General features: G+C 61.5%; 19 protein-coding genes. 6 read left to right on the forward strand and 13 right to left on the reverse strand.

All coding sequences use genetic code 11. From position 1 onward, the window contains the following. Positions 1 to 83 precede the first annotated feature (83 nt). The 8 genes from PRZ01_RS12590 to murJ all read right to left on the reverse strand — a co-directional run bounded on the left by PRZ01_RS12590 (position 84) and on the right by murJ (position 8,184). Entirely contained in the window at positions 84 to 1,094 is a 1,011-nt protein-coding gene (locus PRZ01_RS12590; protein ID WP_273597143.1) for an inorganic phosphate transporter, read from the reverse strand. Between the two features lie 11 nt (positions 1,095 to 1,105). Continuing rightward, entirely contained in the window at positions 1,106 to 1,756 is a 651-nt protein-coding gene (locus PRZ01_RS12595; RefSeq protein WP_273597144.1) for a DUF47 domain-containing protein, read from the reverse strand. 187 nt (positions 1,757 to 1,943) lie between these two features. Next, positions 1,944 to 2,462: a 2-amino-4-hydroxy-6-hydroxymethyldihydropteridine diphosphokinase gene (gene folK, locus PRZ01_RS12600; RefSeq protein ID WP_273597145.1), complete on the reverse strand. Its 519-nt coding sequence runs from the start codon at positions 2,460 to 2,462 to the stop codon at positions 1,944 to 1,946. Positions 2,463 to 2,522: 60 nt separating this feature from the next. Beyond that, positions 2,523 to 4,220: a polynucleotide adenylyltransferase PcnB gene (gene pcnB, locus PRZ01_RS12605; RefSeq protein WP_273597146.1), complete on the reverse strand. Its 1,698-nt coding sequence runs from the start codon at positions 4,218 to 4,220 to the stop codon at positions 2,523 to 2,525. Then, positions 4,217 to 4,885: a histidinol-phosphatase gene (locus PRZ01_RS12610; protein ID WP_273597147.1), complete on the reverse strand. Its 669-nt coding sequence runs from the start codon at positions 4,883 to 4,885 to the stop codon at positions 4,217 to 4,219. Before PRZ01_RS12610 ends, pcnB begins: the two co-directional genes overlap by 4 nt. Beyond that, the gene (gene hda, locus PRZ01_RS12615; protein ID WP_273597148.1) at positions 4,885 to 5,577 is read right to left on the reverse strand and encodes a DnaA regulatory inactivator Hda; all 693 of its coding nucleotides are present in this window, start codon (positions 5,575 to 5,577) and stop codon (positions 4,885 to 4,887) included. The genes PRZ01_RS12610 and hda overlap by 1 nt, the downstream gene beginning before the upstream one ends. Positions 5,578 to 5,668: 91 nt before the next feature. Next, positions 5,669 to 6,538 carry a SirB1 family protein gene (locus PRZ01_RS12620; protein ID WP_273597149.1) on the reverse strand — a complete coding sequence of 290 codons (870 nt, stop codon included), beginning with the start codon at positions 6,536 to 6,538 and terminating at the stop codon, positions 5,669 to 5,671. Positions 6,539 to 6,621: 83 nt separating this feature from the next. Beyond that, positions 6,622 to 8,184 carry a murein biosynthesis integral membrane protein MurJ gene (gene murJ, locus PRZ01_RS12625; protein WP_273597150.1) on the reverse strand — a complete coding sequence of 521 codons (1,563 nt, stop codon included), beginning with the start codon at positions 8,182 to 8,184 and terminating at the stop codon, positions 6,622 to 6,624. A 199-nt stretch (positions 8,185 to 8,383) separates the two neighbouring features. Between murJ and rpsT the strand changes: the two genes are divergently transcribed. Continuing rightward, positions 8,384 to 8,677: a 30S ribosomal protein S20 gene (gene rpsT, locus PRZ01_RS12630; protein WP_273597151.1), complete on the forward strand. Its 294-nt coding sequence runs from the start codon at positions 8,384 to 8,386 to the stop codon at positions 8,675 to 8,677. A gap of 93 nt (positions 8,678 to 8,770) precedes the next feature. Here the strand turns inward: rpsT and PRZ01_RS12635 are convergent, their stop codons facing one another. From PRZ01_RS12635 to PRZ01_RS12645, 3 genes are all read right to left on the reverse strand, one after another. Further along, positions 8,771 to 9,592, reverse strand: a complete 822-nt coding sequence (locus PRZ01_RS12635) for an alpha/beta fold hydrolase (RefSeq protein ID WP_273597152.1) — start codon at positions 9,590 to 9,592, stop codon at positions 8,771 to 8,773. Further along, positions 9,589 to 10,620, reverse strand: a complete 1,032-nt coding sequence (locus tag PRZ01_RS12640) for a M14 family zinc carboxypeptidase (protein ID WP_273597153.1) — start codon at positions 10,618 to 10,620, stop codon at positions 9,589 to 9,591. The genes PRZ01_RS12635 and PRZ01_RS12640 overlap by 4 nt, the downstream gene beginning before the upstream one ends. A 344-nt stretch (positions 10,621 to 10,964) precedes the next feature. Further along, positions 10,965 to 11,306: a DUF3579 domain-containing protein gene (locus PRZ01_RS12645; protein WP_273597154.1), complete on the reverse strand. Its 342-nt coding sequence runs from the start codon at positions 11,304 to 11,306 to the stop codon at positions 10,965 to 10,967. A gap of 287 nt (positions 11,307 to 11,593) precedes the next feature. Between PRZ01_RS12645 and PRZ01_RS12650 the strand changes: the two genes are divergently transcribed. The 5 genes from PRZ01_RS12650 to PRZ01_RS12670 all read left to right on the forward strand — a co-directional run bounded on the left by PRZ01_RS12650 (position 11,594) and on the right by PRZ01_RS12670 (position 16,893). Further along, entirely contained in the window at positions 11,594 to 12,811 is a 1,218-nt protein-coding gene (locus PRZ01_RS12650; protein WP_273597155.1) for an aspartate aminotransferase family protein, read from the forward strand. Continuing rightward, positions 12,808 to 13,770: an ornithine carbamoyltransferase gene (argF, locus tag PRZ01_RS12655; RefSeq protein WP_273597156.1), complete on the forward strand. Its 963-nt coding sequence runs from the start codon at positions 12,808 to 12,810 to the stop codon at positions 13,768 to 13,770. The genes PRZ01_RS12650 and argF overlap by 4 nt, the downstream gene beginning before the upstream one ends. Positions 13,771 to 14,218: 448 nt before the next feature. Next, the gene (locus tag PRZ01_RS12660) at positions 14,219 to 14,962 is read left to right on the forward strand and encodes a metallophosphoesterase family protein (RefSeq protein ID WP_273597157.1); all 744 of its coding nucleotides are present in this window, start codon (positions 14,219 to 14,221) and stop codon (positions 14,960 to 14,962) included. 62 nt (positions 14,963 to 15,024) lie between these two features. Continuing rightward, entirely contained in the window at positions 15,025 to 16,548 is a 1,524-nt protein-coding gene (locus PRZ01_RS12665; RefSeq protein WP_273597158.1) for a serine/threonine protein kinase, read from the forward strand. 6 nt (positions 16,549 to 16,554) lie between these two features. Next, positions 16,555 to 16,893 carry a YkgJ family cysteine cluster protein gene (locus PRZ01_RS12670; protein ID WP_273597159.1) on the forward strand — a complete coding sequence of 113 codons (339 nt, stop codon included), beginning with the start codon at positions 16,555 to 16,557 and terminating at the stop codon, positions 16,891 to 16,893. A 21-nt stretch (positions 16,894 to 16,914) separates the two neighbouring features. Here the strand turns inward: PRZ01_RS12670 and PRZ01_RS12675 are convergent, their stop codons facing one another. Together PRZ01_RS12675 and glk are read right to left on the reverse strand one after the other, a co-directional pair. After that, positions 16,915 to 18,096 carry a tetratricopeptide repeat protein gene (locus tag PRZ01_RS12675; protein ID WP_273597160.1) on the reverse strand — a complete coding sequence of 394 codons (1,182 nt, stop codon included), beginning with the start codon at positions 18,094 to 18,096 and terminating at the stop codon, positions 16,915 to 16,917. 134 nt (positions 18,097 to 18,230) lie between these two features. Beyond that, positions 18,231 to 19,253 carry a glucokinase gene (gene glk / locus PRZ01_RS12680; RefSeq protein ID WP_273597161.1) on the reverse strand — a complete coding sequence of 341 codons (1,023 nt, stop codon included), beginning with the start codon at positions 19,251 to 19,253 and terminating at the stop codon, positions 18,231 to 18,233. Positions 19,254 to 19,388 lie beyond the last annotated feature (135 nt).

Below are 19,388 nucleotides of genomic sequence, written 5' to 3' on the forward strand. Positions count from 1 at the left end.
ACCCTTCAGGCCGCGGAATGAAAAAGGGCAACTGGATCCAGCTGCCTTTTTTTTGTTCATTGAACGTTTAACAAGCGCGCCAATCAGAACAGCATGAACCCCAGCCAGTAGAAAATGCCAGCCACCAACGCCGCCGCAGGAATGGTGAAGATCCAGGCCCAGATGATGTTGCCCGCCACACCCCAGCGCACGGAAGACGCCCGCTGAACCGAGCCGACCCCCACGATGGCACCCGTGATGGTGTGCGTGGTCGAAACCGGAATGCCCAGCGAGGTGGCCAGGAACAGCGTGATCGCCCCGCCGGTTTCTGCGCAAAACCCGCCAACCGGCTTGAGCTTGGTGATCTTCTGACCCATCGTGCGCACAATGCGCCAGCCGCCAAACATGGTGCCCATGCCGATGGCGACGTAGCACACAAAAATCACCCAGTTCGGGGGCGCCACAGCCTCAGCCGACAAAAAACCGGAAGCCACCAAGAGCATCCAGATCAAGCCGATGGTTTTCTGCGCGTCATTGCCGCCATGGCCCAGGCTGTACAGCCCGGCAGACACCAATTGGAGGCGCCTGAACCAGTTATCCACCCGAACCGGCGAGCTGCGGCGGAACAACCACGCCACCATCACCATCATCAAGGAGCCAAGCAAAAAACCCAGCAACGGCGAGACGAAAATAAAGGCCACCGTCTTCAAGATGCCGCCCATCTGCAGCGCGCCAAACCCGGCCTTGGCCAATACCGAACCGCAAATGCCGCCGATCAAAGCGTGCGAGGAGCTGGAAGGAATGCCGTACCACCAGGTGATTACGTTCCAGGCGATCGCGCCAATCAACGCGCCAAAAATGACGTGATGGTCCACCACACCAGGGTCAACAATGCCTTTGCCGATGGTCTTGGCCACCTGCAAATGGAAGATGCTGATCGCCACGATATTGAAGAAAGCGGCAAACATGACCGCCTGCTGGGGCTTCAAAACCCCGGTGGACACCACGGTTGCGATGGAGTTGGCGGCGTCATGAAATCCATTCATGAAGTCGAACAGAACCGCCAGCACCACCAACAAGGCAACCACCCAGAAAGAAACCTGAACTGCATCCATCTCGTTCAAACTCAGGCGTTTTCGAGGACGATGCCCTCGATCAGGTTGGCCACGTCTTCGCAGCGGTCGGAAATGGATTCCAGCTGTTCATAGATGGTTTTGAGCTTGATCAGTTCACGCACATCTTCCTGTTCACGGAACAGGCGTGACATGGCGGCGCGCATGACACGGTCGGCATCCGACTCCAGGCGGTCGATTTCCTCGCAGACCCGAATGGCAGCTTCGCCAGCCTCAGCCTCACGCAACTTGGGCAGCAAAGACACGGCATGTTGCACTCGCTCACAGCAACGCGAACTCAACTCACCCAGTCGCAATACTTCCTCGGGGATGCTGCGAACATCGTACAAAGACATGGTTTCGGTCGCGTCTTGCAGCAGGTCGAGAATGTCGTCCATGCTGTTGATCAAGCCGTGAATCTGCTCCCGGTCCAGTGGCGTAATGAAGGTCCGGTGCAGCATGCGGTTGACCTCGGCGGTCACACGGTCGGCATGGTGTTCGGCCTTGTTGACCTCATCGGCGTAACGCTCCCGCAACACGGGGTCGTTGTAGTTCTGGATCATCAACATGAAGGCACGAGCGCCCTCGCTGATCTGCCCAGCGTGCTCATTGAAGAGCTCGAAAAAATTTCCCTCGCGGGGCAGCAATTTTGAAAAGAAAGACACGCCAACTCCAATCGAGCCAAGACCCTGGATTCAGGGAAACTTCGCACAAATTTCATAAATAATTCATCGCTGCGACATTTGCAGCAGGCGCGAAGTGTAGTTGGAGTGCGCACACCCGGGAATTCGCAGCCACCCTCGGTCGGCAAGAATGCCGCAAAACCGAGGCGCTGTCGCCCAGGGAGGTGCCTCAGTCTTGCAGCCGCTCGATGGGCTGATCCTGCACCGCGGCGAGATGATCCCGCAAGGCCCCCAGGCCGGGCACGAACAGGTTTTCCTGCAACTCCAGCAACGGCCGTAAAACAAAGGCGCGTTGATGCAGGCGCGGATGCGGCAGGGTCAGCCGCTCGGTTGTTATGACCGTGTCGCCGTAAAGCAGCAGGTCCAGGTCCAGGGTACGCGGTGCGTTGACATAGGGGCGCAGCCGCCCATGTGCCTGCTCGATGCTTTGCAAGCGATCCAGCAGGTCCAGCGGGGCCAAGCCGGTTTCCAGGCGAGCCACTGTATTGAGGTAATCCGGCCCGCCGGCGTCCACCGGTGCACTGCGGTAGCGGCCAGAAACCGCCAGCAAGCGGGTGGCCGGCAGCGCCGCCAGGTCATGCAAGGCCAGCGCCAGGGTGCGGGGCAAATCGCCGAGATTGGCCCCCAGGCCCACATAGGCAAGGTGACTCCCCCCCCCTGCCTGAGCCGCAGCTTTAGCCGCAGCCACTGAGGCTGGAACCGGCGGGTTTGCATCGCCCCTGGACACGAATTCAGCGCACCCGCAATTTCAGGACGCGGCGCCGTTGCGCCCACCACCGCCATCAGCAGCGGCAACCGTCTCGGCGGAACCCGCTCCGGCCGAAGGTCCTGCCGATGCCCCGGCAGAAGCGCCCTTGCCCGCCGGCTTGCGGCGACGGCGGCGCTTCTTGGCGGGCGCCGCAACGGCGTCGAACTCCGGTTCGAATGAATCATCCTCGGTAGCCGCAATCGCGCCCTCAGCCGCCGGCTTGCGGGGCAGTTGATGAACCTTGCCACCCCGGCGCTGCGACTTTTCAGACTCGCGCACCTCGTCGATCAAGGCGGCGCGGTCGTCGTCGCTGCCCAGTGCAAAGTCTTCCCACCAGTCGGCCAGCACGGGGCTGATTTCACCCGCATCGGCCCGCAAACGCAGGAAGTCAAACCCCGCACGGTAACGAGGCTGCTCAATCAACGTGTAGACACCGCTGCCGGTGCGCCGCTCGAAACGAGGCTGCATCATCCAGATTTCGCGCATGTCCGTCGCCAACTTGCCACGACCGGAAATATCGCCAATGCGGGCATCAAACACCGCATCCACCGCCTGCGCCAAGGCTGGCACAGATCCCTCTCCGCTGTCGCGAATGCGCGCCCAGCGTTCACGCACCTCAAACCACAGCATGCAAGCCAGCATGAAGCTCGGAGACACGCCGCGGCCTTCGGACACCCTCAGGTCGGTATCTTCAAGCGCCATGCGCACGAAGTCGCCGCGCACGCCTTCATGCAATTCGCCGCGCTCATTCAGCATCGCGTCAAGAATGGGAAACACACCGCGCGCCAAGCCCTGCTTGCGCAACTCGGCCAGGCTGGCCAATGAGTGCCCCGTCTGCAACAGCTTGATCATTTCGTCGAACAAGCGCGAGGCCGGCACGTTGGCCAACAACTGCGCGCAGGCCTTGATCGGCGCACGGGTCTTGGCCTCCAACTCGAACCCTAACTTCGCGGCGAAGCGTACCGCGCGCACGATGCGAACCGGGTCTTCCTTGTAGCGGGTCTCGGGGTCGCCGATCATGCGCAGCACGCGCTTCTTGGCGTCAGCCAGGCCGCCGTGATAGTCGACCACCAGTTCTCGCTGCGGGTCGTAATACAGAGCGTTGACCGTGAAATCGCGGCGCGCCGCATCTTCAATCTGCGGCCCCCAGACGTTGTCGCGCAGGACGCGACCGCTGGCATCCACCACATGGCTTTTGCCGGCCAACTCTTCTTTGGAGGTCTTTTCGTTACCGGCCACCTGATCGGCATCGTCATTCACCAGCAAGGCGCGAAAGGTCGAAACCTCAATCACCTCATGCTCGCGCCCGCGCCCGTAAACCACGTGGACAATGCGAAAGCGACGGCCAATGATGAAGGCCCGGCGGAACAAGCCCTTGACCTGCTCCGGCGTGGCATCGGTGGCCACGTCAAAATCTTTGGGGCGCATGCCCAGCAACAGGTCCCGCACCGCGCCGCCCACAATGTAGGCCTCATAACCCGCGTCGCTCAACGTCTGAACCACGCGCACCGCACGCTCATCCAGTAGATTGGGATCAATGCGGTGTTCCCCGACCTGAACCTCCGATCGTTTGCCCAACGGACTGCCCGAAGTTTTACCCGCTTTGGCTGCGGCAGGTGCCTTGTGCGCCTTGGCGGCGCCAGCCACCTTCGCGACCGAAGGTTTGCCAAGCAGCTTGTCTAAGAATTTTTTGATCATGGGAACAACTTCAAGGTGGTCCAGCCGTGCGCCGAGGCGATCTCGGCCAAAGCTGGCGTGGGATTGGTGGCAACCGGATGGCTGACCAACTCCAGCAAGGGCAGATCATTGGTCGAGTCGCTGTAGAACGTGATGCGCTCGAAATCCTCCCATTGTCGCCCCAAGCCGGCCAACCAGTCCCGCACCCGCGTGATCTTGCCCGCCTGGAAGGACGGCACCCCTTGCACTGCGCCGGTATAGGCGCCTTGCGCGTCGCGCTGCAACTGGACGGCAATCAAATGCTCGACGCCAAACTCAGCGGCGATGGGTGTTGTCACGAATTCATTGGTGGCCGTGACGATCGCCACCAAGTCGCCTGCCCGCTGATGCTGCTGCACCAGTGCCCGCGCCACCTCCTGGATTTGAGGCTGCATCACCTCGTCCATGAAGCGCTGGCGGGCCGCATGGGCCTCGGGCAAGGGGCGATTGCGCCAGACCGAGGTGGCGAATTCGACATAAGCACCCAGATTCAGCTGACCCGCCTGGTATTGGGCAAAAAATTCGTCGTTGCGGGCCCGCCACTCATCGCCGTTGGCCCAGCCAATGTCGATCATGAAGCTGCCGAACGCATGGTCTGAATCGGTCGGGATCAAGGTGCCGTCGAGGTCAAACAGAGTCAAATTCATCAAGTATTCAATCCTTCATCGGCCAACATCTGGCGCAACAGCGGCACGGTAACCGCTCTCTTGGTAGACATTGCAAACTCGTCCAGCCGGGTCAGCAAGCGCATCAAGTGCTTGAGATCGCGTGCAAAACGGGTGAGCAGATAATCAATCACGTCATCGGACAAATGAATGCCCCGGCGCTCCGCCTCCTGGCGCAACGCGGCCCGCATGTCTTGTTCGGACAAGGGCTGCAACTCGTAGGTCGGCCCCCAGCCCAAGCGAGTGCGCAAATCTTCACGCAAGCTCAGGTCCACCGGCGGCGCGTTGCCGCTGGCCACGATGGTCAAGCCCTGAGTGGCAGCCTCCACAAACAAGGCAAAAGCGGCATGCTGCTGGCCGGCATCAAAGCGTTCGCAATCGTCCAGCAGCAGCAGGCTGGGCTGGCTGGGCAACTCCCAAGGCAAGGGCGTTTCGGCGTCGTACCACCCCACTTGAAGCCCGGCCGACTGCCAGCTTTCAGCCAGGGCCTTCAGCAAATGGGTTTTGCCACAGCCGGAACCACCCCAGACAAAAATCGGCGGCACGGTGGCGGCAAAGGCAGCGCCCGGGCGGAGCGCCCGCAACTCCGCCAAGGCTGCGGTATTGGCGCCGGGCAAAAAGTTGTCAAAGGTGAACATCGGCTCAGGGCCGATGGCGAGTGGGATCTGCTTCAAACAAAAAATCCTGTGACCTGACCAGCGTCAGGAGTGGGCACGGGAGCGCGCATCTGTGCCCCCGGCGGCGGCGATTCTAGTGCGCAAAGGGTCAATGCAAAGGCGGCGCTCCACGCGCCTGCAGTTGCGCCAGTCGCTGCTTCAGGCGCAAACGGTCTTGTGCCTGCGGTTCATGCTGCAGATAAAAGTCCAAATCTTCCGCCGCCGCCTGCCAGTGCCCCAGGGCTTCAAGCACCAGGCCACGGTCGCGGCGTTCGGCTGCGGAATTTGGCAGAAGCACCACCAGGCGCTGCTGCACGGCCAGCATGCGCGGCAAGTCGTCTGCCGCGCGATGAATTTCTTTCAAATTACGCAGCATGCGAGCCAAGATTTCCCGCGGCTCGGCAGCTTGCATAAACAACTCAACCGGCAGATCAACTGCGCCCGTCAAACCCGAGCTTTGCCGAAAAGCCTGCAAAAACTCGTCAAGCCGGTTGCGCGACAAAGTTTTACCGGTAAAGGGGTCCAGCACAAGTTCACCGTTACCTAAAAGCAGCTTGATCAGAAAATGCCCCGGAAACGCCAAGCCCTGAACACGCAAACCAATTTGAGTCGCGAGTTCATTGAAGATCAGGGCCAGCGTGATCGGAATGCCGCGACGGGTCGCCAGCACGTGATGAACAAAGCTGTTGCCGCTCTCGTAATAGTTGTTGATGTTGCCGCCGAAGCCCAATTCTTCATAGAAATAGCGATTCAACATCTGCAACTTGTGCCGGGCCGAAGCGTCGGACGGCAAGCGCGCGCGCAAACGCTGCGCCATGGCGTCGATTTCAGCCAATGCCGCCTGCACGTCCAGCGTCGGCACTTCGTCCTGCGCAATCGCGATGGCAGCCTCAAGCAGGTTCAGCCCCGCATCCTCGGCAACCAGGCTGCTGAAATACTCCAAGGGTGACGGCGTGTGCAGGCGCAAATGGTGCGGCATGATCGAAGTTTAGAGGGGTTTGAACCAAGCTTGGCGCAGTGCGTCGTTACAGCAAACACCCCAAACGCCGAAAACACACAGACTCAAGCGCGCCGCATGAATTGCCGCAAGCGCAGGCCGAACACGGCCAGCACGGCGAAATAGATCACGGCCGAAGCTCCCAGGCTGCCCGCCATCCACAACGCCCGAAGGCCCTCGGTCTTGCCCAGGGCAATCCAGTCCACCCGCTGGGCCAACAGGTATTGCAAACCGCCCATAGCCGCGCTGGCGACGAGCACTTTACCCGTCAGCCCCCACCACCCCGCCTCGGGCGAATAACTACCCAGCTTGCGCAGGCCGCGCAACAACCACAGCGCATTGACGATGGCACCCAGGCCGATCGACAAAGCCAAGCCAGCCACCCCCACCCACGGCACCAGCACCAGATTGAACAGCTGCGTCAAGATCAAGACGCCCACGGCGATGCGCACCGGTGTGCGCATATCCTGTCGGGCATAAAAGCCCGGCGCCAGCACTTTGACGGCCAGCAGCCCCATCAGACCCACGCCCCAACCCATCACTGCTTGCCCGGTTTGCGCAACGTCCACCGCATGAAAGGCGCGGCGGTGATACAGCACGGCCACCAAGGGATCTGCAAACACCACCAAGGCCACCGCGCAAGGCAGGCCGAAGACCAAGACCAAGCGCAAGCCCCAATCCAGCATGCCCGAATACCGGGCACGATCCCCCACCGCTTGCGCGGCGGACAATTGCGGCGTGAGCAGCGCACCCAGGGCGACACCCAGCAAGGCCATTGGAAACTCCATCAAGCGATCGGCGTAATTGAGCCATGAGGTGGCTCCCACCGCGATGTGGCTGGAGATCTGCGTATTGATGACCAGCGACAACTGCGCCACACCCACCCCAACCAAGGCGGGGCCCATTTTCTTCAACACTGCGCCTACGCCCGGATGGGTCACCGCCTGACGCAGCTTGCGCAGGGTCAGACCGAACTGGGGCACGACGCCGATGCGCTTCAAGGCCGGCAACTGGACCGCCATCTGCAAGCCCCCCCCCAGCACCACACCCAGAGCCAGCGCGTAGATCGACGGAAAACCATGCCGCGCCATCACCGGCGCCAAGCCATAGCCGAGGCCGATCATGGAAAGATTCAACAACACCGGCGTCGCGGCTGGCACCAGAAAGCGCCCCCAAGTATTCAAGATGCCAGCAGACAGGGCCACCAAGGACATGCAACCGATGTAAGGGAACATCCAGCGCGTCATCACCACGGAGGCCTCCCGGCCCTCAGTTGGCATGCCCGACCCCAGCAACCACACCAGCAAGGGCGCCCCCAGCACGCCCACGATGCAGGTGGCCAACAAGGCCCACAGCAGCACGGTAGCCACGGCATCAATCAACGCATGGGTCACCGCCTCACCATCTTTGGCCCGCGTCGCCGCCAGCAAAGGGACAAAGGCTTGGGAGAATGCGCCTTCGGCAAACAAGCGGCGCAGCATGTTAGGAATCCGGAAGGCCACCAGAAAAGCGTCGGAATAAATTGACGCTCCGAACAAGGCCGCCGTCATCTGTTCTCTGACCAAACCGGTGATGCGCGACGCCAGGGTCAATGCGGAAATCAAGGAAGCAGTGCGCAACAAATTCATGGGCAGATCATTTAGGCCGAAGTTCGTGGGGTTTGAACGCAAGTTCGCCAAACGCCAATAGGCGCAAGGGGCGCAGCATTATCAGGGTCGCACAAGACAAAATTGAGGCCAAAACAGTAACATTGCGACCCAAACCTTGATGAGCCAACATTTAAGTGCTACACTCGCGGTCTTTGCACCAACTGGGTAGAATCACAGCATGGCAACTAGCTCCAAAGTTAAGAAGACAGTCCGTTCGGCATCCGGCCTCAAGCGCGCCCGCCAGGACATCAAGATCAACGCAGCCAACACGGCTTTGCGTTCCAAATTCCGCACGGTCATCAAGAACGTGCAAAAGGCTGTCGTCGCTGGCGACAAGGCCAAGGCTGCTGAACTGTTCGCAAGCGCCCAAAGCGTGATCGACTCGGTGGCTGACAAGGGCATCTTCCACAAGAACAAGGCTGCTCGCCATAAGAGCCGCCTGTCGGCGAAGATCAAGGCTCTGGCCGCCTAAATACCAGTACTGGTGCAATGGACAAGGGCTCGCTGGATGCAAATCCAGCGGGCCTTTTTCTTGATAACCGCTCAGACCTCTCGGCTTGGCCCTTCAATCCCATCGGCCCTCGCCCAAGCCATTCATCCGACGCATCTTCAGCCAATCGGCCACAGTGTGCGCCACCCACGCGCCATCATCCAGAGGCAAGTCATGCCCGGCCTGCGCGTGCAGACGCAAGGGCGCACCCCAGGCACGGCTGATCGCCTGAGAGCAGCGCCAATCCACCAGGCCATCCGTTTTGCTGCACAGCAACAAGACCGGTGATTCCGGACGCGACACCTCGGCCTTGAAACGCGAGGCCGCCCACAGTTGGCGTGCCGTATTTCCCAACCCCACCGGGTGCAGGCTGCGCAGCGCCACCCATTCATCCAGGACCATTTCGGGCCGAGCCTGAAGCCGGGTCGTCATGTCCAGCACCTTGGCCTCACGTTGACGCGCGCTCAAACGCGTCAGGCTGAGCAGGAAAAACGTCAAGTAATTGAGCGGGCGCAGGCGCCGGTAAAACGGGCTGAAGGGCCTGAAGCTGGTGTTGATCAACACCCCGGCACTCACCTCCTGCGGGAACCGGCTCAACCAGTCGCTGACCACCATTGCGCCAAGCGACATGGCGAGCAGATGAACGGGCCCCTGCACGCCCCGGCGCTTCAACTCCGCACGGCAAAAATCGACCATGGCTGACACACGCGTCGGGCTGTTCATCCGATACAAAGTGCCATTGCCTGGCAAATCCAGCATCAGCAGCTGAGCCTGCGGCTGTTCGGTATGAATCTGCCGCATCAGCAATTGAGGGAATGCCCCCCAATGCCCACTCTCACGCGCCAACCCGCGCAACAAGACCCAGGTGGGGGCTGCTAACGCCTGATTTCCACTCATTGCACCGACTCCCGCCGGTACCAGCGCAGCATGGCGCGCGCCTCGTGATCTGCCCGTTGCGCCGGCAGGGGCAGCCACCGGGGCATCCCGGCTGCTGCACGCATGATGAAGTCCATCCAGGCCACATGACGCCGCAAGACCCGCTGTTGGCGGTGAGCGATCAAGGGATTGAACATGCCGTGTTTGGAAAACAATTGGCGCGGATTCTTCTTCACCCAAAGCCAAGACCCCATCTCCAATGTCAGGGGCAGCATCACCCGCCCCGGCTGCGTACAGGCCTGCGTATAAAGGAAATCCCACAGATCGCCGTGGGTCAGATACTGGCGGCTCTGCGGCTCAAACACATAGGCATGCTGGGCATGGGTTTGATCGAGAATTTCACACAGCGCGTGCATCTCGGCGAGATGCTCAATCGGCTTGGCCGTGTGCGCAAATGGAAACCAGATGCGGTCACTCAAGCCAAAACCCGAATGGCAGTCCAGGGTCAACACATGCGCATGCGAGAGCAACTCCCGCTGCACGCAATCGCACAAGGCCTGGCTCTCAGCCTCCATGGGCGCCCCCGCCTCGCCCCGGTACCAAGGCAGGCTGGCGCTGAGACGCTGCCCACCCAGCAAAGGCGGCACGCTACCCGCTGATTCAAGCGGCGCATTGCGCATCAAGTCAACGCCACGCGGATTGGCCCGGGTGCCCCGCAGCAACCCGCCCGGATTGACCAGAGGCATGACAACGATCCGCAAGGACTCAAGCAACCGATGCAAACTGCTATCCCAGCGCAGGCGAGACACCAGGCTGGCAAGAAACGCCATCACCAATTCCGCCCCGATGCGCTCTAGGCCATGCACGCCGCCAAAGAAACCGACCGCCGGCACCGCCGGACTCGGATTGCCCAGGGTGACCGCCACCACGGGCAGTTCACGCCCGCCTGCCTGCACGTCACACAGGTGGTGGCGCTGCAAATACGGGGCGCCTTGCTCACACAAGCGATCCAGTGCCTTCAGTTCGGGCAATTCAGCGACGGGGCTCACGCGCAGGGCTCTCCAGTGGGTGTCTGGCTCCCACACAGGGTCAAGCCGGGCGGAAGCATAGCCTCAATCGAGAGCGCAACCGTTGCGCACTTACCCCAGCGCCTGACACAGAAATGTCACAGCTAATGCTTAGTCTGCGCGGATTGGTTCACGCACCATCCCACCTCATGCCCAATTTCAAAAAGAATTCATCGCCGCGTCATCCGCAATCCTGGATTGTCTGGCGAGATTTATTGTTAGGCTTGGGAGAGCTGGTCGCGCTGTGGCTTGCACGCAGGGCACGGCCACATTGATTTTGACGCGCAACTAACGCGGTATCCCTACGGCAAGAACTGCAAGAATTTTCAGGGCGTCGAGGGCGCGTCCGGCAGCAGGCAAGCCTCGGCCACTTGCAGATTGTTGTCGCGTGCGAAGTTCATGACAAAGTCCCAAGCCATGGGCTCCAACTTTTTCAGCTCTTCATTCACGATCACGCACTTCACGCCGTTGATGACTCGGGGCACACACAAGGGTGAATAACCGATGTAGTCGCCAATGCCGCCGCGCGCGCCGCCCGGGCGGAAACAAGACATCGCCCCTGCCAGACGCTCAGCCCAATCACTGGGGCGAAATGTCCGGCCATCCGCAGTCAGGCCTTGGATGAAGACTTCTTTCGGTTTTTCAATCGGCTTCAGGGGCTGACTCATGGGTGTGGCGGCTACTGCAAAAGACTCGGCTGCCGCGAGAACCTCTGTTTTGCAGCAGATTCGGCGACGGCCCGTATTGTGCCTTGGATGTGTTGCATTGCAGCACGCGCCATGCGCAAAGTGCATGCAAGCATGTGCATTGCCACCGCGACCGTGCAAAGCTGCACCGTAGAATCAACCCAGCTCCGGACCCCTCAGGCATCGCCTGCCCCCGAAAAACAGGCTGCGGCAAACCGCCACCGCCCGAGCTATCCACCCTTTTTCACCTTCTCAATTTTGGAGAGCTGATGAACGCGCCCGTCGCCGCACCGTCCGAACCTCATGTCATGCAAACCTATGGCCGCCTGCCCATTGCCTTGTCGCATGGTCAAGGCTGCTGGGTCTGGGACGTGAACGGCCGACGATACCTTGACGGGCTTGGTGGCATTGCGGTCAACACGCTGGGCCACGCCCACCCGCGCTTGGTGCCAGCCCTGCAGGAGCAGGTTGCGCGAATGATGCATTGCAGCAACTACTACCACGTCCCCCTGCAGGAGCAACTCGCCGCCAAGCTGTGCGAGTTGTCGGGATTGGACGTTGCCTTTTTCTGCAACAGCGGCCTGGAGGCCAATGAAGCCGCGCTGAAGATCGCCCGCAAATACGGCCACGACCGAGGCAACCATAACCCCGAGGTGCTGGTGTTTGAAGGCGCCTTCCACGGCCGCTCCATCGCCACGCTGTCTGCCACGGCCAACCCCAAGATCCATGCGGGTTTCGGCCCCCTGGTGGGCGGATTCGTGCGGGTGCCGCTGAACGATATCAACGCGGTTGAAGCAGCACTCAAAGCCCACCCCGACATCACCGCCATCTTCCTGGAAACCATCCAGGGTGAAGGCGGCGTCAACCCGGCGCGCATTGAATTTCTGCAAGCGCTGCGTCGGGTTGCCGACGCGCACGACATCTTGTTGATGCTGGACGAAGTGCAGTGCGGCATTGGCCGCACTGGCAAGTGGTTTGCACACCAATGGGCGGGCATTCAACCCGATGTCATGCCGCTAGCCAAGGGCCTGGGTTCCGGCGTGCCGATTGGCGCGGTGGTCTGCGGCCCACGCGCGGCCAAAGTCATGCAGCCCGGCAACCATGGCACCACCTTCGGCGGCAATCCACTGGCCATGCGAGCCGGCGTTGAAACGCTGAAAATCATGGTTGAAGACGACTTGATGGCCAACGCAGCCCAAGTCGGCGCCGAGTTGAAAGCCGCCCTTCAGCAGGGCTTGGCAAACGTGGCTGGCGTGGTGGAAGTGCGCGGCCAAGGCCTGATGCTGGGCATTGAGTTGGACCGCCCCTGCGGCGCCCTGCTTGCCCGCGCAGCCGAGGCAGGCCTGATGATCAGCGTGACCGCCGAACGCGTCGTTCGCCTGGTGCCCGCGCTGATCCTGAGCAGCGATGAAGCTGCACAGATTGCCGCCATCCTGTGTCCTTTGATCAAGGCCTTTTTGTCCGACGCCGAAGGGGGCCAGCCATGAAGCCCGGAGCCAAGCTGATTCGCCATTACCTGCAATTCAAAGACCTGCGGGCCGAAGAGTACGCCCACCTGTTCGAACGCGTTGCCATCATCAAGCGCCGCTTCAAGAACTACGAGCGCTACCAGCCCCTGGCGGACCGCACCCTGGCCATGATCTTCGAAAAAGCCAGCACCCGCACGCGGGTCAGCTTTGAGGCGGGCATGTACCAGATGGGCGGCTCGGTGGTGCACCTGACCACGGGCGACAGCCAACTGGGTCGCGCCGAGCCCATCGAAGACAGCGCTCGGGTGATTAGCCGCATGGTCGACATCGTGATGATCCGCACCTTCGAGCAGACCAAGATCGAGCGCTTCGCGGCACACTCGCGCGTGCCCGTTATCAACGGCCTGACCAACGAGTTCCACCCCTGCCAGATCCTCGCCGACTTGTTCACCTTCATCGAAGCCCATGGCATGAACCGCCGCGGCATCGTGGACGTGGACTGCCTCAAAGGCCGCGTAGTTGCTTGGGTGGGTGATGGCAACAACATGGCCAACACCTGGCTGCAGGCCGCCGAGATTCTGGGCTTCACCGTCCACGTCAGCACGCCTAGTGGCTACGAAGTCAATGCAGAAGTGGCGGGCATCACGAACAGCGACTGCTACAAGGTCTTCAACAACCCCGTGGACGCCTGTCGCGGCGCTGACCTCGTCACCACGGACGTGTGGACCAGCATGGGCTACGAGGCCGAAAACGACGCCCGCCGCAAAGCCTTTGCCGACTGGTGCGTGGACGCAGAGATGATGAACGTCGCCAAACCCGACGCCCTCTTCATGCACTGCCTGCCCGCCCACCGCGGCGAAGAAGTCACCGCCGAAGTCATCGACGGCCCCCAATCCGTCGTCTGGGACGAAGCAGAGAATCGCATGCACGTGCAAAAGGCACTCATGGAGTACCTTTTGCTCGGCCGGATCGGCTGAAGGCCGAGACAGACGCCCACCAGGGCGCGCAGACCGTTCGGGGGCCGCTCACTTGGCGCAGCCAAGTGAAGTCACGCCAGTGACGGGCAGCCACCAGAATCGCATGCACGTGCAAAAGGCACTCATGGAGTACCTTTTGCTCGGCCGGATCGGCTGAAGGCCGAGACAGACACCCGCCAGGGCGTGCAGACCGTTCGGGGGCCGCTCACTTGGCACAGCCAAGTGAAGTCACGCCAGTGACAGGCAGCCACCAGAATCGCATGCACGTGCAAAAGGCACTCATGGAGTACCTTTTGCTCGGCCGGATCGGCTGAAGGCCGAGACAGACGCCCACCAGGGCGTGCAGACCGTTCGGGGGCCGCTCACTTGGCGCAGCCAAGTGAAGTCATGCCAGCGACGGGCAGCCCACCATCAGCCCGCCGTCAGGGTTTCATGGCATGCTTGGCGCATGAAAATTGCGTTGATTTCCGACCTGCATGCCAACCGTGAAGCCTTCACTGCGGTGTTGGAGCATGCCCAAGGCCAAGGCGTGGGCGATTACGCCCTGCTGGGTGATTTTGTCGGCTATGGCGGGGACCCGGCTTGGGTGGTGGACCGGGTACGCGCCTTGGTGGACGCAGGTGCCATCGCCGTAATGGGCAACCACGACCAAGCTGCCATCAAGGGCGCTGCGCCCACCATGCATGAAGAAGCCCGCGAGGCAGTGGCCTGGACCCACGCGCAACTGAGCGCCGAACAACGCGACTGGCTGGCCCAACTGCCCATGAGCGTCATCCGGGACGACCGCCTGTACGTGCACGCCAACGCCTACGCCCCCTCTGGCTGGGAATACATTCAGGGCCGCATGGAAGCCATGCGCAGCCTGCAAGCCACCGAGTGCCGCTACACCTTCTGCGGCCACATGCACGAGCCCATGCTCTACCACCTCTCCGGCACGGGCAAGGCGGGTGAATTCACGCCCGCGCCGGGCACCCCCATTCCGCTGCTGCCCAATCGCCAATGGCTGGTGGTGCCGGGCTCTTGCGGCCAGCCACGAGACGGCAACCCAGCGGCTTGCTACGCCATCTTCGACAGCGTCAGCAGCGAGCTGAGCTTCCAGCGCGTACCCTACGATATTGAAGCTGCGGCCCAGCGCATCCGGGCCGCCGGCCTACCCGAACGATTGGCTCAGCGCCTGAGCCAGGGGCAATAAGCGAGAAGACCTGTCAAATCCCAACAACGTCAGTCCGATTGAGAGTCAGGGAGACAAGACCCATGCCCGACAGCAAGGCCGGCCCCATCAGCCAACTCCCCCCCATCAGCAGCCTGGAACCCGGTTTGGTTCTGGACGGCTTTCGCCTCGAAGAGCGCCTGCACCAAGGTGGCATGGCCAATTTGTGGAGCGTCACGCGCCTGGAGCCGCTGCCCGGTGAGACCTTTCCGCTGATGATGAAAGTGCCCCGCATCAAGGGTGGCGAAGACCCCGCCACCATCGTCGGCTTCGAGGTCGAGCAGATGCTGATGCCCGCACTCAAGGGGCGCCACGTGCCGCGCTACGTGGCGCGAGGCGATTGGACACGCCAGGCCTACATCGTGATGGAGCGGGTTGAAGGCCAATCGCTGCGCCCGCGCCTCGACGAAGCGCCGCTCTCGTTGGATGAGGTGGTGCAGATCGGTATCCTGGTCTGCACCGCGCTGCAAGACCTGCACCGTCAGCACGTGGTGCACCTGGACATCAAGCCCAGCAACATCTTGCTGCGCCCACTCAAGTCCAGCGATGGGCGCCCGCTCAGCGCCAGCAACGTCAACGGCGGCTTGCTCGCCAATTGCGAAGCGGTACTGGTCGATTTCGGCCTGTCGCGCCACGAGCACTTGCCCGATCTGTTGGAAGAAGAATTCTCCCTGCCGATGGGCACCGGCCCTTATATGTCGCCCGAACAGGTGCAATTCATCCGCAACGACCCTCGCAGCGATCTGTTCGCCCTTGGCGTGATGCTCTACCACCTCGCCACCGGTGAGCGCCCCTTCGGACAGCCCAACTCCGTGCGCGGCCTGCGGCGCCGGCTTTATATCGAGCCCGTTCCACCCCGCGCCATCAATGCCGATCTGCCCGCATGGTTCCAGGAGGTGGTGCTGCGCTGCCTGGAAGTCAAACCCGAGCGCCGCTACCAAAGTGCCGCCCAACTGGCGCTGGACTTGCAGCAACCCGATGGCGTCGTGCTGACCAAGCGCGCCGAACGCATGCACACCAGCAACAGCGTGAAGACGCTCAAGCGCTGGTTCTTTGCCCTGGGTGCGGAACCCAGCATTCAAGTCAGCCCTAGCAGCCAAGTCTCTCGCAGCCCCATCATCATGGCCGCTGTCGACATCGAGCACGCCACGGCCGCCCTGCTCGAACAACTGCGTGAAACCGTGCGCCGCATCGTGCAGACCGAACCTGGCGCCCGCCTGGCCTGCGTCAGCGTGATGAAAACCGCGCGCATCGGCATGGACGAGTTGACCGACAAAGAAGGCAAAAGCCTGCACGTCAAGCAGCTGATTGCGCTCAAGCATTGGGCCCGGCCGATCAGCAAGGCACTGGCACTCGAAGACGGGCGGCTGACTTTTCATGTGCTGGAAGCCCCCGACGCAGCCACCGCCATCATCGATTTCGCTGCCAAGAACGGCGCCGACCACATCGTCATGGGCGCACGAGGTGCCTCGGCGCTAAGGCGTTACTTGGGCAGCGTCTCGGCCCAAGTGGTGACCCAATCCGACTGCAGCGTGACCGTAGTGCGCGAGCCCGCAACATCTAACTGAGCCCTCATGACTGAAAACGCCAATCCCTGCACCCAATGTGGCGCCTGCTGCGCCAGCTTTCGGGTCGACTTCGCTCGCCAGGAGTTGCAAAGCGAAGGCGGCTGCGTTCCGGATGGCTTGAGCGTCGAGCTGAACGGTAGCCTGGCCCGCATGCGGGGCACCGACCACCTGCAGCCGCGATGCGCGGCGCTGACCGGCCATGTTGGCAGCAAGGCGTCTTGCGGCATCTACGAGTGGCGTCCGGCCCCTTGCCGTGAATTCGGCTTGCGTGCGCCCATGGGCATCGGCGACGAGGCCTGCGCCCGGGCCCGCGCCCGCCACGGTTTAGCCCCCTTGCCGGGCTGAACCCCATCACTTTCATAACGTTCAATGCACGCGGACACGCTGCGCATTCAGCCAATTCAGTTTGGCCGAGTAGGTCGCCTTTTCCTTGGGTGAATTGCTGTTCTCCAGCGCCAGCGCCATCTGCTCGCGGGCCGCAGCCACATCGCCCAGACCGAAGTTGGCCAAAGCGGCCCAAAAATGAAATTCGGCCACATATGCTGAGCGCGCAATCTCCTGCTCGAAATACGATTTGGCCGCCTTGAAATCCGCCGCATGCATGGCGAGGATGCCCAGATCGAAATAACGGTACGGAGGATAAGGCTGCAACTCCTTGACGCGCGCAGCCATCTGCTCACTCTCGGCAACTTGACCAAGGTCGCTCAAGATCAGCGACAGATTGGACAGCGCCTGCAAGTTGGCGGGCTCCTGCGACAGCACATGGCGCAGTGGCCATTCGGCCTCGGCAGAATGACCACTGCGCCGGTAGATCACCGCCAAGGTGTTGTATGCAGACAGCATCTTGGGGTCTTGCACCAACGCCTCCCGCGCCCACCAATACGCAGTGTCCTGACGCCCGTCCAGCAAGTTCTCGGCCGCCCGATTGTTCATGTACATGGCCACAATGGTTTGCTCACCCAGCAGCTGCGTGCGCTGAAAGCGGCGATCTTCCGGGGGCAGAAAATCGACGGTCAGCACATCCGGCTCACCAAGTATCTGACGGTAGTCGCTCAATCGTTTGCCCAGGCTTACGTTGACATGACCGCTGAGCACATAAGCGCCGCCGCTGCGCGTCCAGAACTCGTCCACGTAAACGCTTTGATAGCGCAAAGGAATGTTCAACTGCTGGGCCAGTGCCGCCGTCATGATCACCAGCGACAGGCAATTGCCGCGCTTGGCAGCAAAGGCCTCGGCCGCATTGCGGGTGTAGCTGGCGTCATACTCCAGCTGCAATTCGCTCTTGAGGTACAGCGCGTCCAACAGCCCTTTTCGGCGCCCTTTGTCGCGCAGCTGCGGCGCGATTTCTACCGCCAGATAGTGCTGCATCGCCGGGCTCAGCGCAAATACCTGCTCGGCACTAACGGGCTGGTCCAGCGGCTTGAACAACTCGTCGTGAAAAAAGCGCTTGCTGACAGGCGCGGCCGACTCGGCAGGAACACCAGCACAGCCGCCCAGCAACACAAGGGACAGCACAGACCACAACAGCAGCAAGGCGCGCGCAACCATGACAACTCCTGCTCGGGCAGGCCGGAGGGTGATCAATCAATCTTATCGCTAACGCCCAATCAACCCGGTGTGCCGAAAGTCAACACCCCTGAAGCCAACTCAGGGTAATACGAACACCCGCGCCAGGCGGCACCTCACGCCCGGTGCTGCTCAATGGCCAGCGCCGCACCGGTCAACGCCGCCAAGGTATCCGTGACCAGCGCGGTGGGAATTGGCGCCAGGTAGCTGCGAAAACGCCCCTTGGCCTCAAAACGCTCCCGGAATTGCGAGGAGAAAAATCGCTCACCCAAGCGCGGCACGATGCCGCCACCGATATACACCCCCGCGCGGGCCCCCATAATCAGCGCTACATTGCCGGCAAAACTGCCCAACAAGGCGCAAAAAGTATCGAGGGTTTGGGCACAAATCGAGTCCTCACCACTCAGTCCGCGCGCCACAATCATCTCGGAGCTCAAGCCTGCCGTAGGCTGTTTCTTGACCGCAGCAACCGCCGCATGCAGCACAGGAAGACCAATGCCGGACAACAAGCGCTCGGCGGAAACATGTGGAAATTGCCGCCGGGCCTCGTTCAAAATTTCGCTCTCAAAGTCATCCGCCGGCGCAACCGTGGCGTGCCCACCTTCACTGGGCAAGGCCGCCCAAGTCCGATCAATTCGCGTCACTCCCGCCACACCAAGTCCGGTGCCTGGCCCGATCACCGCCAGGGTACACATGCCCCTTTGCGAAGTCACGGCATCCGACACCTGGGAGCCCTCCCAAAAACGCAGTTGGGCAAGGTTCAGGCGCGGCAAGGACAGGGCCAAAGCCTCAAAATCATTCAGAACCAACAACAAGTCCAAACCCAGATCGCGTCGCAGTTGTTGTTGTGAAAAACTCCAATGGCTATTGGTCAGCATCACGTGATCCCCCTCCACCGCAGTGGCCACGGCAAAGGCGGCAGAACGCGGCACGAAGGGATGGGCACCCGACAAACCGCCCCAATCCCCTCTTTGAGCCAAGTGCGCCAAATAACTGGTCACTGCGGCAGCCGGCCCTACGTGATCGCGTACCGGCAACACGGCCACATGCTGCACGGGTGAACCCGGCGCCGTGACCCAACCGAAACGCGCATTCGTTCCACCTATGTCCGCGACCAAGCAGGGGTAGCCCGCACTCATTGCGAAGCTCCGAAGCGACGATTGGGGGCAAGCACAAGCGCTCCAAACAGACTGGGCGAACAAAATGTCAGGCGGAGGTGAACTCGCACGTCGTTGCTCACTAAAAGTAGTAAAACTACATTTTATTCACAAATG

This window comes from Roseateles koreensis (assembly GCF_028595305.1).
Lineage (GTDB): Bacteria > Pseudomonadota > Gammaproteobacteria > Burkholderiales > Burkholderiaceae_C > Paucibacter_A > Paucibacter_A koreensis.

What these genes read in the sequence shown, in the direction of transcription:
- PRZ01_RS12590 (WP_273597143.1), bottom strand. Translation starts at nt 1,094, where the DNA reads ATGGATGCAGTTCAGGTTTCTTTCTGGGTGGTTGCCTTGTTGGTGGTG.
- pcnB (WP_273597146.1), bottom strand. Translation starts at nt 4,220, where the DNA reads ATGATCAAAAAATTCTTAGACAAGCTGCTTGGCAAACCTTCGGTCGCG.
- PRZ01_RS12610 (WP_273597147.1), bottom strand. Translation starts at nt 4,885, where the DNA reads ATGAATTTGACTCTGTTTGACCTCGACGGCACCTTGATCCCGACCGAT.
- PRZ01_RS12620 (WP_273597149.1), bottom strand. Translation starts at nt 6,538, where the DNA reads ATGCCGCACCATTTGCGCCTGCACACGCCGTCACCCTTGGAGTATTTC.
- murJ (WP_273597150.1), bottom strand. Translation starts at nt 8,184, where the DNA reads ATGAATTTGTTGCGCACTGCTTCCTTGATTTCCGCATTGACCCTGGCG.
- rpsT (WP_273597151.1), top strand. Translation starts at nt 8,384, where the DNA reads ATGGCAACTAGCTCCAAAGTTAAGAAGACAGTCCGTTCGGCATCCGGC.
- PRZ01_RS12635 (WP_273597152.1), bottom strand. Translation starts at nt 9,592, where the DNA reads ATGAGTGGAAATCAGGCGTTAGCAGCCCCCACCTGGGTCTTGTTGCGC.
- PRZ01_RS12645 (WP_273597154.1), bottom strand. Translation starts at nt 11,306, where the DNA reads ATGAGTCAGCCCCTGAAGCCGATTGAAAAACCGAAAGAAGTCTTCATC.
- PRZ01_RS12650 (WP_273597155.1), top strand. Translation starts at nt 11,594, where the DNA reads ATGAACGCGCCCGTCGCCGCACCGTCCGAACCTCATGTCATGCAAACC.
- argF (WP_273597156.1), top strand. Translation starts at nt 12,808, where the DNA reads ATGAAGCCCGGAGCCAAGCTGATTCGCCATTACCTGCAATTCAAAGAC.
- PRZ01_RS12660 (WP_273597157.1), top strand. Translation starts at nt 14,219, where the DNA reads ATGAAAATTGCGTTGATTTCCGACCTGCATGCCAACCGTGAAGCCTTC.
- PRZ01_RS12665 (WP_273597158.1), top strand. Translation starts at nt 15,025, where the DNA reads ATGCCCGACAGCAAGGCCGGCCCCATCAGCCAACTCCCCCCCATCAGC.
- PRZ01_RS12670 (WP_273597159.1), top strand. Translation starts at nt 16,555, where the DNA reads ATGACTGAAAACGCCAATCCCTGCACCCAATGTGGCGCCTGCTGCGCC.
- PRZ01_RS12675 (WP_273597160.1), bottom strand. Translation starts at nt 18,096, where the DNA reads ATGGTTGCGCGCGCCTTGCTGCTGTTGTGGTCTGTGCTGTCCCTTGTG.
- glk (WP_273597161.1), bottom strand. Translation starts at nt 19,253, where the DNA reads ATGAGTGCGGGCTACCCCTGCTTGGTCGCGGACATAGGTGGAACGAAT.